The sequence below is a fragment of the Nonomuraea sp. NPDC005692 genome, assembly GCF_040631115.1.
In the GTDB taxonomy this organism is placed as follows: Bacteria; Actinomycetota; Actinomycetes; order Streptosporangiales; family Streptosporangiaceae; genus Nonomuraea.
Genome location: NZ_JBEXYU010000006.1, coordinates 150265 through 163728, shown reverse-complemented (window position 1 = coordinate 163728; position 13464 = coordinate 150265). Strand labels below are relative to the sequence as shown.

The following is a 13464-nucleotide window of genomic DNA, read 5'->3' as shown; positions in this document are numbered from 1 at the left end:
CGAGGCAGGTCGGGTCAAGGTCTGGCCAGGCCGGGGTCAGGTCGGGATGGTGGCGCGGGCCTCCTCCACGTGGGCGGCGACGCGGTCGGCGCCGCACGACGCGGCCAGGGCGCGGGCCTCGTCGGCGAGCGCCAGGGCCTCGTCGTGCCGCCCCTGGGCGACCGCGATGCGGATCAGCCCGACGTGGTTGGACGCGACCCCGGCCGGCGACCCGAGTTCCCGGCGCAGCCGCGACGACTCCGTCAGCCTCTCGCGCGCCTCGTCCAGCCGCCCGGACCGGTGGGCCGCGATCCCCTGGTGCCTGAGCACCTCCGCGAGCGTGGCCAGGTCCCCCGTCTCCGCGGCCAGTTCCCCGGCGCGGCGGAAGAGGGGCAGCGCGCGGTCGAGATCGCCTTCGACGACCTGGTGGTAACAGCCCTCCCAGAACGCCGACTCCCCCTCCCCGCGCCGGTCGCCGACCGCCTTGAACAGCGCGCCGGCCCGTTCGAACAGCGCCAGCTCGCGCGGGTCCGCCTCGCCACCCTGCACGAAGCGCACGTGCAGGACCCGGCCTCTGGCCAGGCACAACGCGGCCTCGACCGCGTCCAGTTCACGGTCGGACGCGGCGAGCGCGGCGTCGTCCCCTGCGTAGATCCCGCGTTCGTAGAGCCCCCTGGCCCGCTCGATCCACATTTGCCCGAATGTACGGGAAGTAGCGGCCGGGCGCACGTGCGGGCGAGGTCAGCCGCGGGCCCGCGCCGTCGAGGCCCTGACCACCAGCTCCGGCTCGAACAGCAGCTCGTCGGCGGGCACCACGGCCTTGTCGATCTGGGCCACCAGCAGGTCGACGGCGGCCCGGCCCATCGCGTCGATCGGCTGGCGGACCGTGGTCAGCGGCGGCTCGGTGCAGTTCATCAGCGCCGAGTCGTCGAAGCCGATGACCGAGACGTCCCCCGGCACGTCGAGGCCGGCCCGCCTGGCCGCCCGGACCGTGCCGAGCGCGAGCAGGTCGCTGGCGCAGATCACGCCGGTCACGCCCTGCTTGACCAGCCTGGACGCGGCCGCGTGCCCGCCCTCCAGGGAGAACATCGTGTGCTCGACGAGCCGCGGGTCGCCGCCCCGGGCCTGGAACGTCTCCAGCTTGCGCCGGGAGGGCATGTGGTCCTTCGGGCCGAGCACCATGCCGACGCGTTCGTGGCCGAGCGCGCGCAGGTGGGACAGGGCCATCTCGGCGGCCACCACGTCGTCGCAGGAGACCTGCGGGAAGTCCAGCCGCTCGACGGCCGCGTTGACCAGGACGGTCGGCAGCTTGCGCTCGTGCAGCAGCTCGTAGTGGTCGTGCGAGGCGTCGGCCTGGGCGTAGAGGCCACCGGCGAAGACCACGCCGCTGACCTGCTGCTGGAGCAGCAGATCGACGTAGTCGGCCTCGGAGACGCCGCCGACCGTGCGGGTGCAGAGCACCGAGGTGAAACCCTGCTGGGCCAGCGCGCCGCCGACGACCTCGGCGAAGGCGGGGAAGATCGGGTTCTGCAGCTCGGGGAGCACCAGGCCGACCAGGCGGGCCCGGTCGCCGCGCAACTGGGTGGGACGTTCGTAGCCGAGCACGTCGAGCGCGGTCAGCACGGCCTCGCGGGTGGCGTCGGACACACCCGGCTTGCCGTTGAGCACGCGGCTGACCGTCGCCTCGCTCACCCCGACCTTCTTCGCCACCTCTGCGAGTCGTCGCGTCATGCGCAAACTATACGGCCTTCCGCGCAAGCGCTTGCGATCACTTACGTAGCCACAGCTGCCCCTTCCCACTCCCGCCCAGGACGCCCTTCCCGACAATTTCGGCGCACCGGACGGAAGAAATGCGGGGTGCCGCACGACAATCGCCAGTCAAATGTTTGCGCAATCACGTCAACCGGTTGCGAAAACCTGCGTCATAGCTCCGCCCTGGACGGCAAGCCTTGCCAATCGCTCACGCTCGCCATCGCCGCCGCGCTCAGCAGCGCACCCCGATGCAGCCGTTCCTGCGGCGTCAGGCCGTCGAGCGCGGCGCTGATGTAACCGGCCGCGAACGCCTCGCCCGAGCCCGCCATGTCCACGACGGGCACCTGCGGGACGGCCACGTCGTAACGCATGCGGTCGGCGCGCACGCTGGCGCCCTTGGCGCCCCGGTCGACCACGACCTCGCGCTCGGGGGTGAGGGCGGGCTTGACCAGGTCCAGCTCGTCCTGGGCGAGGAAGAGCAGGTGGGACTGGCAGGCCAGCTCGCCGAGCACCTCCTCGGCCTCCCGGACCGAGGGCCACAACTCGGGCACGTAATCGACGGAGAACGAGATCATCACCCCGGCCGTCCGCGCCGCGCTCATGGCGGCGTGCACGGCGTCGAGCGCGTCCCTGCTCAGGGCCGCCGTGACGCCGGTCACGTACAGCATCTTGGCGGCGCCCACCCGGTCCATCGGCACGTTGCCGGGCGACAGCCGGGACCCGGCCGAGCGGGTGCGGTACTGGGCGGTCACCGGCTCGCGGCCGACGCGCACCTCCCTGAGCACCATCCCGGTACGCGCCCCTTCGACCACCCGCACGTCCTCGACGTCCACGCCCTCGCCCCTGAGCACGGTCAGCGCCCTGGCGCCCAGCTCGTCGTCCCCCACCCGGGCGGCGTACGCGCAGCGGTGGCCCAGCCTGGACAGGGCGATCACCAGGGTGAACTCGGGCCCGCAGACGTCCAGTCTGGCCTCGTTCTCGTGCCGCACCCGGCCGCTGGAGACCACTCCGAGCGGCTCACCGAGCGCGTAGACGTCCGTCATGAGCCAGACTGTAGTTGGTCACGACTGCGCGGATTGATTTTTTCGCATAAGTCCTGGTTAGGACCGTGATCAAATATTTTCTGTATCTTTAGCGAACCTTTTCCCCAACCTCTGCCTCTAAGTAGTAGAGGAAGCCGGCGCGCCCCGGCGCCGGCTTCGAGTCGATACGGGGAGAGGAATCAGCACCCTCATGAGAAAGATCGCAGTAGGAATCATCACCGCCTTCGTCGGCGGGGCCATGTTGGTTTCCGGCGCGGGCGCCGCCTCCGCCACCGCGACCAAGCACGCCACCGAACTCAAGATCCGCGACATCACCCCCAACCCGGTCGTGGTGAAGGCCGGCAGCGAGACCACCGCGTACTTCGACATCGGGGCCAGCTCCGACGTCAAGAAGGTCACGCTGAGCGTGGCTCCGGAGGGCGACGTCCGCACCTTCCGTGCCAAGGACGTCAAGGACCTCGAGGGCTGGCGCTTCGCCGTCCCGTTCACCGAGGGCGACTTCGCCGGCAAGTGGAAGGCCACCGCCGTGGCCTTCGACAAGGACAACAAGCAGGTCGCCACCGACTCGGCGTTCTTCGCCGTCGAGATCCAGAAGGGCAAGGCCGACACCCGCATCACGCGCTTCACGGCCGACCCCTACAAGGTCCGTCAGGGCCGCTCGATCTACTTCTCCGGTCGCCTTCAGGTCGATGACGAAGGCTGGGAGGGTCTGCGCGGCGAGAAGGTGAGCGTCTACTACCGCGCCAACGGCTCCAGCGGCTGGAAGTGGGTCGCCTCGGCCAAGACCTCCTGGGGCGGCAAGTTCGCCACCAAGACCCGCGCCTGGAAGAGCGGCACGTTCAAGGCCGTCTTCGAGGGTGACGACGAGCTCAACGGCTCCGAGAGCCGTCGCGACTACGTCAAGGTCTACCGCTCCTGGCACCACCGCTGATTGATCGCCGAGGCCCGGTTCCCCTGGTGGGAGCCGGGCCTCCGGCATTTCCTGATTCTTTTGCCGCCGGCGAGGTTTATCGATCAGCGGATCGCCGCATGGACTGTCCCATTTGCAAAGGAGGCGGCCCGCCGTCTCGCGGACACAGCGTCGATCCGACAGGAGCCCCCATATGCCCCACCCCCTGATCGCCCTCGTCCTGAGCCTGACGAGCACGTTGGGGGCGGCCCCTTCGGTCCGTTACGAACCCGCCGGCACGGCCCGCGAGCAGCACGCCAGGAAGCTCCTGAAGGACAGCGGCGTGCTGCGCACCCGGCTCGGCGGCGTCCAGGTCGTCGCCCGCGGCTGCGACGCCCCCCGCGCCACCTGGAACGGCGACCGGCGGCGGATCACGATCTGCTACTCGCTGGTCGCCAAGATCGACCGCACGCTCACCGGCATCTCCGAGACGGAGGAGGCCGACCGGCGCACCACCGCCACCCGCGTGGACGGCGCCCTGGCCGCCCTCTACCACCACCAGCTCGGCCACGCCCTGGCCGCGCTCAACGGCCTGCCCGCCGACGAGCCGCAGGCCGACCGGTTCGCCGCGCTGACGCTCGCGGCGCGCGACGGCGGCCACGTGGTGGCCGCCGCCGAGGCCCGCCACCTGCTGGCCGCCCACACCCACGCCGACCACCTGTCGGGGACGGCCGCCGCCGCCACGTTCGCCTGCCTCCTGTACGGCGCCGACCCCGCCAAGTACGCCCGCATCGCCAAGGGCGGCTGGGTGCCGGCCGAGCGCGTCCCGTCGTGCCGCGCCGAGTACGAGCGGGCCAGGGCGGAACTGGGGTCACTGGCAGTGAAAGTCGGGGCCTGAGGGGTACGTCCGGATGTATGGCTGAGGAGCTGCTCAGAGACTTCGACCCGTTCGACATCTTCGACACCGAGGCGGCCCGGCTCGACCGGTTCTTCGCCGGGCTCGACGAGTCGGGCTGGGCGCGTCCGTCCCGCTGCGACGGGTGGTCGGTCCGTGACGTGCTGGCCCATCTGGCGGGTGAGGAGGCGTACAACCACGCCTGTCTCGACGGCACCGTGCAGGAGCTGCTGACCCGGGTGGCCGCCGAGGGGGTGACCGGGTTCAACGACTTCAACGAGTGGTCCGTACGGCAGCGCCGCGACGTGCCCGTCGAGGAGGTGCTCCAGGAGTGGCGCGCCAAGAACGGCGAGACGCGCGAGCGTATGCGCGCACTCGGCCCCGACGCGCTGATCGACACGATGGCGGGCCCGTACCCGGTGGGCTTGCAGACCTTCCACTACGACTCCGAGTACGCCACCCACGCCGACGACGTCGGCGCGCCGGTGGCGCAGGAGGAGATCGACGACCGGACGTTCTGGCGGGTCGCCGTCGGGCGGTTCGTGCTGGCCGAGCAGGACTCGCGGGCGCAGGTGGAGCAGACGGCCGAGCAGATCTGGGTGAGCGTCGACGGGGGCAGCGCGTCGCTGTCGTACCCGGAGTTCGTGGAGGCCACCGTGGGGCGGCTGCCGACCGACGGGCTGAACCCGCGGGTCGCCGCCGCGCTGCGGTGCCTGGCCTGAGGGGAGAGCGGGATGTGGCTGCGCAACCGCGCGGGCACCGAGCCGGTGACCGCGCGCAGCCCGCTGCGGGCGAGGCGGGTGCTGTCGTGGATCGCCCTGGTCGCCGCCGTCGCCGCGGCGGTCTTCTTCGTGACCCGCGCGATGGCCACGGGACAGCAGGTGTGGGTCTGGGAGGCCGCCCTGGCCGCCGCGGTGGCCGTGGTGGCCGCCGTGGACCTGGCGGTGCTCAGGCGCCGGCGCGGCGGGCCGTCACGTGGCGGGCACGCCCGGTCAGGTGGTGAGCACGGTCGGTCAGGTGGTGAGCACGGCCAGCAGGAGCAGCAGGATCACCGCGGCGGCCACCCCGAAGATGATCCAGACATGGGTCAGCGCCCACACTCGTAGCCGGTCACCGTAGGCCTGCGGGTAGTCGATACCGTCGGACTCGATCCTGTTGATTGCCGCCACGCGCCGGGCCAGCTCGGGGTCGTCCCGTTCGAGGCCCTGCTCGATCTCAGCGAGGATGCGGCGTTCCCTTCCAGAGAGACCCATCGCGATCACCATTGCTCCCACGCCGGTGAAAGCCTTGTACCCACCAGTAGCCCCAGCATGCCCGCCCGGTGCCTCCTTGGCGTGACATGCCGAAACCCCCGGCCGTTCCGGCCGGAAGGCGCGGAACGTACGGGGGCGGGTCAAGCCTTGGCTGTCATTTCTTGCCGTAGCGCTGGTTGAAGCGCTCGACGCGGCCCTCGGTGTCGAGGACGCGGCTGCGGCCGGTGTAGAACGGGTGGCTGGCCGACGACACGTCGACGTCCACGACCGGGTAGGTCCTGCCGTCCTCCCACTCGACGGTCCTGTTGCTCGTCAGGGTCGAGCGGGTGAGGAGGGCGAAGCCGGCGCTCGGGTCGCGGAAGACGACCGGACGGTACGAGGGGTGCAGGTTCTTCTTCATGCCCCTCTCAACCGGATGGCAATGGTTTTCATTCCCTGGCTTCGGGGTCCATCCCGAGGACGGTCCGGCCGCCGTCCACGGGGATCGTCGCCCCGTTGACGAACGAGGCGTCCGGCGAGAGCAGGTGCGCCACGACCGAGGCCACCTCGCCGGGGAAGGCGACCCGGCCCAGGGGGTGCACCCTGGCCATCTCGCGTTCGACGTCCACCACCTCGTCCGCGGTCCTGGAGGCCAGGAAGTCCTCGTAGCGTTCGGTGGCCACCGAGCCGGGCGCGACGGCGTTGACCCTGATGCCGTACCGGCCGTACTCGACGGCCAGCGACCGGGTCAGGCCCTCGGTCGCGGCCTTCGCGGTGGCGTAGGGCAGGCTGCCGGGGACCGCCCGCGTGGCCTGGTGGGAGGTGACGTTGACGATCGCGCCCGGCGTGCCCGCCGCGAGGAAGCGGCGGACGGCGACCGCGCAGCCCACCAGCGCCAGGTCCAGATTGGCCGCGATCAGCTGCCTGACCTCGGCGATCGGGGCGTCGTGCACGGAGGCGTCACGGAAGATCGCCGCGTTGTTGACCCAGCCCGCCAGCGTGCCGGCCTCCTCGGCCCGGTCGGCGGCCCAGGAGACCAGCTCGTCGTCGGCCGCGTCGCCCACGACGGGGATGACGCGGGGGCCCGTCCAGGACAGCGAGCCGCCGTCGCGGTCGATGACGACGACGGTGTCCTTCTCCCCCAGGAGCCGCTGGACCACGGCCTTCCCGATGCCACGCCCGCCGCCGGTCACCACGTAGGAAAGACTCATGCGTTCGACGCTACTCGCTCGCAGGGTGACCATTGTCACCGTATTTCCGGCTGGTGAACGGGAACGAACCAGGGCGTGATCGCCGTACCCGGTCCGAGGTCGCCGGCCCGCGTGGTCGGGGCGCTCGCGATCACGCAGACGGCCGGCTACGGCGTGCTCTACTACGCGTTCTCGGTGTTCATCCCGCCGATGGCCCGCGACCTGCGGACCGGGGTCGCCCAGCTCACCGGCGCGATCACGGTGTCGGTGCTGGTCTCCGCGCTGGTCGCCCCCCTCGTCGGACGCTGGCTCGACCGGCACGGCGGGCGCGCGCTGATGACGGCCGGGTCGCTGCTGGGCGGGCTCGCGGTGCTCGCCTGGTCGCAGGTGCGCACCGTGACGCAGCTCTACCTGGTGTGCGCGGCGCTCGGGATCGCCTCGGCCATGGTGCTCTACGAGGCGGCCTTCGCGGTGATCGTCGCCTGGTTCCACCCGGCCCGGCGGGCGCGCGCGCTGCTCGCCGTGACGGTGGTGGCCGGGTTCGCCTCCAGCATCTTCCTGCCGCTGACGGGGTTCCTCGTGGACCGGTACGGCTGGCGGCAGGCGCTGGTCGTCCTGGCCGCCGGGTACGCGCTGACGGCCGTGCCGCTGCACGCGCTGGCCGTGCGGGGGCGGGGGGCGTCCGCGCCGCCGGCCCGGCGTCGGGCGATCGTCGGCTCGGCGCTGCGCGAACGGCCGTTCTGGCTGCTGGTGGCCGCCTTCCTGGCCCAGACGGGCGCGGTGGCGGTCATGGGGGTGCTGCTGGTGACGTACCTGATCGCGCTCGGGCATCCGCCGTTGTTCGCGGCCAGCGTGGCCGGGCTGCTCGGCGTGTTGTCGGTGACCGGGCGGCTGGTCACGACGGGGCTGCAGAGCCGGTGGCCGGTGGCGCTGGTCACGGCGGCCATGTTCGCCGTCCAGGGGGTGGCCGCGCTGCTGCTGCCGCTGGCGGGTGACAGCGTGGCGGGGGCGATCGCGGGGGTGGTGCTGTTCGGGCTGGGGTTCGGGGTGGCCACGATCGCCCGTCCCGCCCTGCTGGCCGACCGGTACGGCACGGCCGCGTACGCGACGCTGAGCGGCGCGCTCGCCCTGCCCGTCACGGTGTCCAAGGCCGTGGCCCCGCTGCTGTCGGCGGCGGTGGCGCAGGTCGCCGGATACCCGGCGGTGATGGCCTCGGTGGCGGCCGCCTGCGTGCTCGGAGCGCTCTCGCTGGTGGCCTACGATCGGTACGGGCGGGCGCCGGAGCGAGAGGCCGCGTTGCCCGCCGAGCCGACCTGAGACCCGCGGTCCGCCGTCGGCGGAACTGACGGAACGTCGGCCGACGACCACGTAAGGTAGCCGCATGGATACCCCCACCGAGGCTCTCCACCGCGTCTTCGGTTACGACTCGTTCAGGGCGGGTCAGCAGGAGATCATCGACCACGTCGTCGGCGGCGGCGACGCGCTGGTGCTCATGCCCACCGGCGGCGGCAAGTCGCTGTGCTACCAGATCCCGGCGCTCGTGCGTCCTGGGGTGGGGGTCGTCGTCTCGCCGCTGATCGCGCTCATGCAGGACCAGGTCGACGCGCTGCGCGCGCTCGGCGTGCGGGCCGGTTTCCTCAACTCCACCCAGGACTTCGACGAGCGCCAGCTCGTGGAGGCCGAGTTCCTGGCCGGCGAGCTCGACCTGCTCTACCTCGCCCCCGAGCGGCTGCGCGTCGAGGCCACGATGCGGCTGCTGGCCAAGGGCGAGATCTCGCTGTTCGCCATCGACGAGGCCCACTGCGTGGCGCAGTGGGGCCACGACTTCCGCCCCGACTACCTCGCCCTGTCGGAGCTGCGCGAGCGCTGGCCGCAGGTGCCGCGCATCGCGCTGACCGCCACCGCCACCCCGGCCACCCACGCCGAGATCTCCACCCGGCTCGGCCTCGACCAGGCCCGCCATTTCGTGGCCGGCTTCGACCGGCCCAACATCCACTACCGCATCACGTCCAAGAGCGACCCCAAGCGGCAGCTCCTCGACTTCCTGCGCACCGAGCACCCGGGCGACTCCGGCATCGTCTACTGCCTGTCGCGCTCGTCGGTGGAGAAGATCGCCGCGTTCCTGGCCGACCACGGCATCGCGGCGGTCCCCTACCACGCGGGGCTCGACGCCCGCACCCGCGCCGCCCACCAGTCCCGCTTCCTGCGGGAGGACGGGCTGATCGTGGTGGCCACCATCGCGTTCGGCATGGGCATCGACAAGCCCGACGTGCGTTTCGTCGCCCACCTCGACCTGCCCAAGTCGGTCGAGGGCTACTACCAGGAGACCGGCCGCGCCGGGCGCGACGGCCTGCCCGCGACCGCCTGGATGGCCTACGGCCTGCAAGACGTCGTCCAGCACCGGCGCATGGCCCTGGAGGGCGACGAGGCCCACCGCCGCCGCCAGGTCCTCCACCTCGACGCCATGCTGGCGCTGTGCGAGACCGCCGGCTGCCGCCGGGTCATGCTGCTCGACTACTTCGGGCAGAAGGGCGCCGAGCCCTGCGGCAACTGCGACACCTGCCAGAGCCCGCCCGAGTCCTGGGACGGCACGATCGCCGCCCAGAAGGTGCTGTCCACCGTGCTGCGGCTGAAGCGGGAGCGCGGCCAGAAGTTCGGCGTGGGGCAGGTGGTCGACATCCTGCTCGGCAAGAAGACGGCCAAGGTGCTCCAGCACGGCCACGACTCGCTGACCGTCTTCGGCGTGGGCACCGACCTGGGCAACGCCGAGTGGCACGGCGTGGCCCGGCAACTGCTGGCGCAGGGCCTGCTCGCGGTGGAGTCCGACCACGGCACGCTGGTGCTCACCGACGCCAGCGCCGACGTGCTGCGCGGGCAGCGGGAGGTGCCGTTGCGCCGCGACACGGCCCGCCCGGCGTCCCGGGCGTCCAGGTCGTCGTCCGGGTCGTCGTCCGGGTCGTCCGGGGCGAAGGGCCAGCCGGCCGCCGAGCTGTCCGCCGAGGCCGCGCCGCTGTTCGAACGGCTGCGGGCCTGGCGGGGCGCGGTCGCCAAGGAGCAGGGCGTGCCCGCGTACGTCATCTTCCACGACGCCACGCTGCGGGAGATCGCCACGCTGGCGCCGTCCTCACTGGCGGAGCTGAGCAGGGTCAACGGGGTCGGGGAGAACAAACTCGCCAAATACGGGGATCAGGTCCTGGAGGTCGTCGGGGCGGCCGACGAAGACGCCTGACGCCCGTCCCCGGCTCAGTTCCGGGAGCAGGGCGAGCCGCGATTCGGGGTGATGGCGACGGCCGCACGAAGAACGGTCGTCGCCATCACGCTGGCCGACCTGGTCGAGGCGCCTGGCCCGCGACCGGCCGGACGGATGCCGGGCCCCGGTGTCCCTCTTCGATCGTACGGGGTGCCGCCGCCGGGTGGGGGGCCGGTGCTGCCGTCAGTTCGGGTGGCGGCCGAGGTAGGCGAGGAGATGGTCCTGGGCGGTGCCCAGCGGGGGCGGCCGCAGCCGGGCGGCGAAGCGGAACGGGCGGTCCTCGTCGGTGACGAAGAGCTGGGCCAGATCCAGCAGCTCTTCGGCGAGGGCGTGCGGGATCGGGCGGTGTTCACCGCAGGCCCGCGCGATGTCCCAGCCGTGCACGGTGATCTCGATGGCGCCCGCCGCGGCCACCATCGGAGTGGTCATGGGCACGTTCCCCACCGCGACCATCCCGGCCTCGATCGTGCCCGCCCACGTGCCGAGCACCTCCGTCGCGCCGTCCCTGAGCAGCAGCGCCGGGTTGCCGGGCGCCGGGCCGCCGACCGGCACGGGCCTGCGGGCGGGGGCGATGTGGCCGAGCGCGGCCTCGTTCAGGGCCTCGAAGGAGTCCTGCATGTGGTCCAGGAGCTCCTGGAGGTTCCAGCGGGAGCACGGGGTGGGCCGGCACAGCACGTGTGGGCTCACCACGCGCAGGCTGCCCAAGGTGTAGTCGATGGCCCGCTCCAGCAACGCCACCCCTGCCGTCAACGCCCGTGCCCGTTCGTCCATGTCGCCTCCTCGATTCATACAGACCTCGTGGAAGGCCGAAAATCATCGCCCTGGGGGCAGGATGCCGTTCGTGTCCGGTAGGTAGAGCGGACGGGCCGGCCTTCCGGCCGCCGGTGGCCGCCCTGTGCGACTCAGCGTCCGTCGGAGGCGGAGGGGCCTGTCCGGTGGGCCGCGAACCGTCTGCCGATCGGGGCGGAAAGGCCCGTCCGGCGGGCCCGCGAACCGTTTGCCGATCGGGGCGAAGGGCCCGTCCCGGCGGGCCCGCGAACCGTCTGCCGCATCCGCGGTCCGTGCCGGCCCTAGCGGTCGCCGGCCCCGGCGAAGGTGACTCGGATGGAGTACAGGTCACCGGCCGAGCTGGTGATGAACAGGTCGTTGCGCTTGACGCCGCCGAAGGTCAGGTTCGAGACCGACTCGGGCAGCAGGAGCTTGCAGAGCAGGCCGCCGTCGGGGTGGTAGCAGTGCAGGCCGTCGAGGGCGGCGGCCCAGACGCGGCCGTAGCAGTCGAGCCTGATCCCGTCGAACCACTCCTCGGCGAAGACCTTGCCGCCCGACAGCGTGCCGTCGTCGCCGACGTCAAAGAGCCGGATGTGCCGCTCGCGGGTGTCCACGATGTACAGCCGGCTCTGGTCAAGAGAGAAGGCCAGCCCGTTGGGGCGGACGAAGTCGTCGGCGACGACGGTCAGCTCACCGCTTTCCGGGTCGAGCCGGTACACGTGGTCCGCGCCGATCTCGCTCTCGGCCGGGCTGCCCTCGTAGTAGCCGGTGATGCCGTAGCGCGGGTCGGTGAACCAGATCGTGCCGTCGTACCTGACGACGATGTCGTTGGGGCTGTTGAGCCGCTTGCCGTGGTAGCTGTCGGCGAGCACGGTGATCGACCCGTCGTGCTCGGTCCTGGTCACCCGGCGCGCCCCTTGTTCGCAGGTGACCAGCCTGCCTTCGCGATCGACCGTGTTGCCGTTGGCGTTGCCCGCCGGGCTTCTGAACACGCCGACGGCGCCGGTCGTCTCGTCCCAGCGCAGGAGCCGGTCGTTGGGGATGTCGCTCCACACCAGGTAGCGCCCGGCCGGGAAGTAGGCCGGGCCCTCGGCCTTGCGGCTGCCCCGATGCAGCACCTCCACGTACTCGTCGCCACCGTCGAAGCCGAACCGCTCGTCCACGACCTCGAACCGCGCCTTGAATCTGTCCATCACTGAACCTCCTTCTGACAAAATCTACTTCTACCGGACACCATATGGATAATCGCCCCTCGCGCGAGAGGTGGTTCGGTAGACGCCCTTTTTGACGGGTCCGTCACCTTCGACGGGCACACGGCCCACGTCCGTCCCGACGCGGCGACGGCCGCACGATGACGCTGTCCGGGGACGCCCGGATGGGCGCGAGTGCGGGGCTTCTGGTGCGGCGGGGCGGATCGTCCTGGACCGGCACGGGCGGGTGCCGGTGGTCGGGCCGGGTGCTCTTGGACCGCCGCGACGCCGGGGGCGCGGGGATCTCGGATGCCGTGGGCTTGCGTGTCCCGTTGGAACCTTTTGGGCGGGTGGGGGGTAGGTGAGGGCATGAGGAAGATGGCGGTGTTCTCGGTGGCGGCGCTTGTGGTGGGGGTCGGGTGTGCGGCGGCCGGGGGTTCTGGGAAGGGGGCGGGGGCGAGTGGTGGCGCCGGGTCCTCGTTCGGAGGCGAGAGGGGCGGCGCGGGTGCCTCGGTGAGCGCGTCTTGGGGGATCACACCGGGCGGAGGCGGGGCCGGGAGCCCAAGCCCGACCCCCGACACGCCCTCGAACGTGGCCTCCGGCCCGAACCCCGCCTCCAGCCGGAGCACCGGCCCCCACCCGAACACCGCCCCCGGCCCGCACGCCGCCCCCGGCCGGAGCACCGCCCCCAACTTGAACGCCGCCCACGGCGGGAGCACCGCCCCTGACCCGATCGCTGACCTCAGGCCGCTCGCTGACGCCACTCCGGCCCCGGACTCGGGGCCCGGTCTGAGCACCGACGCCAGTCCCCTCCCTGGCCCAAGGCTGAGCCCCACCCCCACCCTGAGCATCGACGCCCGCCCGAGCCCGAGTGCGGGGGTGGGGTGTCGGGGGGCGTCGGTGGTCGGAGGGGGAGGGTTTCCGGAGGTGCGGGGGGTGTCGGCGGACGCCGAGGTGTGGGGGTTGTTATTCGTGTCCGGGCTGCCGCTTCACCGGAAGCAGACCACCAAGATCGTGTGGCGGATGACCGGGGAAGGGCCGCTGACGGTCAGGGCGTCCCTTCCTGACGGCACCGCCGCCCGCCTCGCCTGGGGACCCGAGGAGCACGGCGGGTCGTCCTGGCACCGGCCGGGGGACGAATGGGGCACCGGGCTCGTCTTCCCCAAGCCCGGCTGCTGGAAGATCGAGCTCAGCCGCACCCACGGCAAGGGGCACCTCTGGCTACCGGTCGCCCAGTAGCCCCTGGCAGCCCACCACACGAGCCACCGCTGGCTTC

At 72.0% G+C, this 13464-nt stretch carries 15 protein-coding genes; 7 read left to right on the top strand and 8 right to left on the bottom strand.

Annotated features, from left to right (window positions below; genetic code table 11):
* Window positions 1–36 precede the first annotated feature (36 nt).
* From ABZ459_RS15910 to ABZ459_RS15900, 3 genes are all read right to left on the bottom strand, one after another.
* A complete protein-coding gene (locus tag ABZ459_RS15910) occupies window positions 37–672 on the bottom strand; it encodes a hypothetical protein (protein WP_357970974.1) in 636 nt (211 codons plus the stop codon).
* Window positions 673–720: 48 nt separating this feature from the next.
* Entirely contained in the window at window positions 721–1710 is a 990-nt protein-coding gene (locus ABZ459_RS15905; protein ID WP_352320092.1) for a LacI family DNA-binding transcriptional regulator, read from the bottom strand.
* A 191-nt stretch (window positions 1711–1901) separates the two neighbouring features.
* On the bottom strand, window positions 1902–2774 hold the full coding sequence (locus ABZ459_RS15900) for a sugar kinase (protein WP_357970972.1): 873 nt from the start codon (window positions 2772–2774) through the stop codon (window positions 1902–1904).
* Window positions 2775–2964: 190 nt separating this feature from the next.
* Between ABZ459_RS15900 and ABZ459_RS15895 the strand changes: the two genes are divergently transcribed.
* From ABZ459_RS15895 to ABZ459_RS15880, 4 genes are all read left to right on the top strand, one after another.
* Window positions 2965–3705 carry a hypothetical protein gene (locus tag ABZ459_RS15895; protein ID WP_357970970.1) on the top strand — a complete coding sequence of 247 codons (741 nt, stop codon included), beginning with the start codon at window positions 2965–2967 and terminating at the stop codon, window positions 3703–3705.
* A 172-nt stretch (window positions 3706–3877) separates the two neighbouring features.
* The gene (locus tag ABZ459_RS15890; protein WP_357970968.1) at window positions 3878–4561 is read left to right on the top strand and encodes a DUF4344 domain-containing metallopeptidase; all 684 of its coding nucleotides are present in this window, start codon (window positions 3878–3880) and stop codon (window positions 4559–4561) included.
* A gap of 17 nt (window positions 4562–4578) precedes the next feature.
* A complete protein-coding gene (locus tag ABZ459_RS15885; RefSeq protein WP_357970966.1) occupies window positions 4579–5280 on the top strand; it encodes a maleylpyruvate isomerase family mycothiol-dependent enzyme in 702 nt (233 codons plus the stop codon).
* Window positions 5281–5292: 12 nt separating this feature from the next.
* On the top strand, window positions 5293–5664 hold the full coding sequence (locus tag ABZ459_RS15880; RefSeq protein ID WP_357970964.1) for a DUF6343 family protein: 372 nt from the start codon (window positions 5293–5295) through the stop codon (window positions 5662–5664).
* On the opposite strand, the gene ABZ459_RS15875 is transcribed toward ABZ459_RS15880, so the two are convergent.
* The 3 genes from ABZ459_RS15875 to ABZ459_RS15865 form a co-directional block, all read right to left on the bottom strand.
* Window positions 5572–5811: a DUF3040 domain-containing protein gene (locus tag ABZ459_RS15875; RefSeq protein ID WP_357970963.1), complete on the bottom strand. Its 240-nt coding sequence runs from the start codon at window positions 5809–5811 to the stop codon at window positions 5572–5574. The genes ABZ459_RS15880 and ABZ459_RS15875 overlap by 93 nt on opposite strands.
* A gap of 154 nt (window positions 5812–5965) precedes the next feature.
* A complete protein-coding gene (locus ABZ459_RS15870; protein ID WP_357970961.1) occupies window positions 5966–6211 on the bottom strand; it encodes a type B 50S ribosomal protein L31 in 246 nt (81 codons plus the stop codon).
* Window positions 6212–6239: 28 nt separating this feature from the next.
* Window positions 6240–7001, bottom strand: coding sequence for an SDR family oxidoreductase (locus tag ABZ459_RS15865; protein WP_357970959.1), 762 nt, complete (start codon window positions 6999–7001; stop codon window positions 6240–6242).
* 75 nt (window positions 7002–7076) lie between these two features.
* Here ABZ459_RS15865 and ABZ459_RS15860 point away from each other — a divergent pair, with 75 nt between their 5' ends.
* A complete protein-coding gene (locus ABZ459_RS15860; protein WP_357970957.1) occupies window positions 7077–8297 on the top strand; it encodes an MFS transporter in 1221 nt (406 codons plus the stop codon).
* A 64-nt stretch (window positions 8298–8361) separates the two neighbouring features.
* Entirely contained in the window at window positions 8362–10209 is a 1848-nt protein-coding gene (recQ, locus tag ABZ459_RS15855; RefSeq protein ID WP_357970955.1) for a DNA helicase RecQ, read from the top strand.
* 204 nt (window positions 10210–10413) lie between these two features.
* Here the strand turns inward: recQ and ABZ459_RS15850 are convergent, their stop codons facing one another.
* Both ABZ459_RS15850 and ABZ459_RS15845 read right to left on the bottom strand, forming a co-directional pair.
* Entirely contained in the window at window positions 10414–11001 is a 588-nt protein-coding gene (locus tag ABZ459_RS15850) for a TIGR03086 family metal-binding protein (protein ID WP_357970953.1), read from the bottom strand.
* Window positions 11002–11300: 299 nt separating this feature from the next.
* Entirely contained in the window at window positions 11301–12191 is an 891-nt protein-coding gene (locus ABZ459_RS15845) for an SMP-30/gluconolactonase/LRE family protein (RefSeq protein ID WP_357970951.1), read from the bottom strand.
* Between the two features lie 933 nt (window positions 12192–13124).
* Between ABZ459_RS15845 and ABZ459_RS15840 the strand changes: the two genes are divergently transcribed.
* Window positions 13125–13427 (top strand): hypothetical protein, encoded by a 303-nt coding sequence (locus ABZ459_RS15840; RefSeq protein ID WP_357970949.1) that lies wholly within the window; start codon window positions 13125–13127, stop codon window positions 13425–13427.
* Window positions 13428–13464: the final 37 nt, after the last annotated feature.

What these genes read in the sequence shown, in the direction of transcription:
- ABZ459_RS15910 (WP_357970974.1), bottom strand. Translation starts at nt 672, where the DNA reads ATGTGGATCGAGCGGGCCAGGGGGCTCTACGAACGCGGGATCTACGCA.
- ABZ459_RS15905 (WP_352320092.1), bottom strand. Translation starts at nt 1,710, where the DNA reads ATGACGCGACGACTCGCAGAGGTGGCGAAGAAGGTCGGGGTGAGCGAG.
- ABZ459_RS15900 (WP_357970972.1), bottom strand. Translation starts at nt 2,774, where the DNA reads ATGACGGACGTCTACGCGCTCGGTGAGCCGCTCGGAGTGGTCTCCAGC.
- ABZ459_RS15895 (WP_357970970.1), top strand. Translation starts at nt 2,965, where the DNA reads ATGAGAAAGATCGCAGTAGGAATCATCACCGCCTTCGTCGGCGGGGCC.
- ABZ459_RS15890 (WP_357970968.1), top strand. Translation starts at nt 3,878, where the DNA reads ATGCCCCACCCCCTGATCGCCCTCGTCCTGAGCCTGACGAGCACGTTG.
- ABZ459_RS15885 (WP_357970966.1), top strand. Translation starts at nt 4,579, where the DNA reads ATGGCTGAGGAGCTGCTCAGAGACTTCGACCCGTTCGACATCTTCGAC.
- ABZ459_RS15880 (WP_357970964.1), top strand. Translation starts at nt 5,293, where the DNA reads ATGTGGCTGCGCAACCGCGCGGGCACCGAGCCGGTGACCGCGCGCAGC.
- ABZ459_RS15875 (WP_357970963.1), bottom strand. Translation starts at nt 5,811, where the DNA reads ATGGGTCTCTCTGGAAGGGAACGCCGCATCCTCGCTGAGATCGAGCAG.
- ABZ459_RS15870 (WP_357970961.1), bottom strand. Translation starts at nt 6,211, where the DNA reads ATGAAGAAGAACCTGCACCCCTCGTACCGTCCGGTCGTCTTCCGCGAC.
- ABZ459_RS15865 (WP_357970959.1), bottom strand. Translation starts at nt 7,001, where the DNA reads ATGAGTCTTTCCTACGTGGTGACCGGCGGCGGGCGTGGCATCGGGAAG.
- recQ (WP_357970955.1), top strand. Translation starts at nt 8,362, where the DNA reads ATGGATACCCCCACCGAGGCTCTCCACCGCGTCTTCGGTTACGACTCG.
- ABZ459_RS15850 (WP_357970953.1), bottom strand. Translation starts at nt 11,001, where the DNA reads ATGGACGAACGGGCACGGGCGTTGACGGCAGGGGTGGCGTTGCTGGAG.
- ABZ459_RS15845 (WP_357970951.1), bottom strand. Translation starts at nt 12,191, where the DNA reads ATGGACAGATTCAAGGCGCGGTTCGAGGTCGTGGACGAGCGGTTCGGC.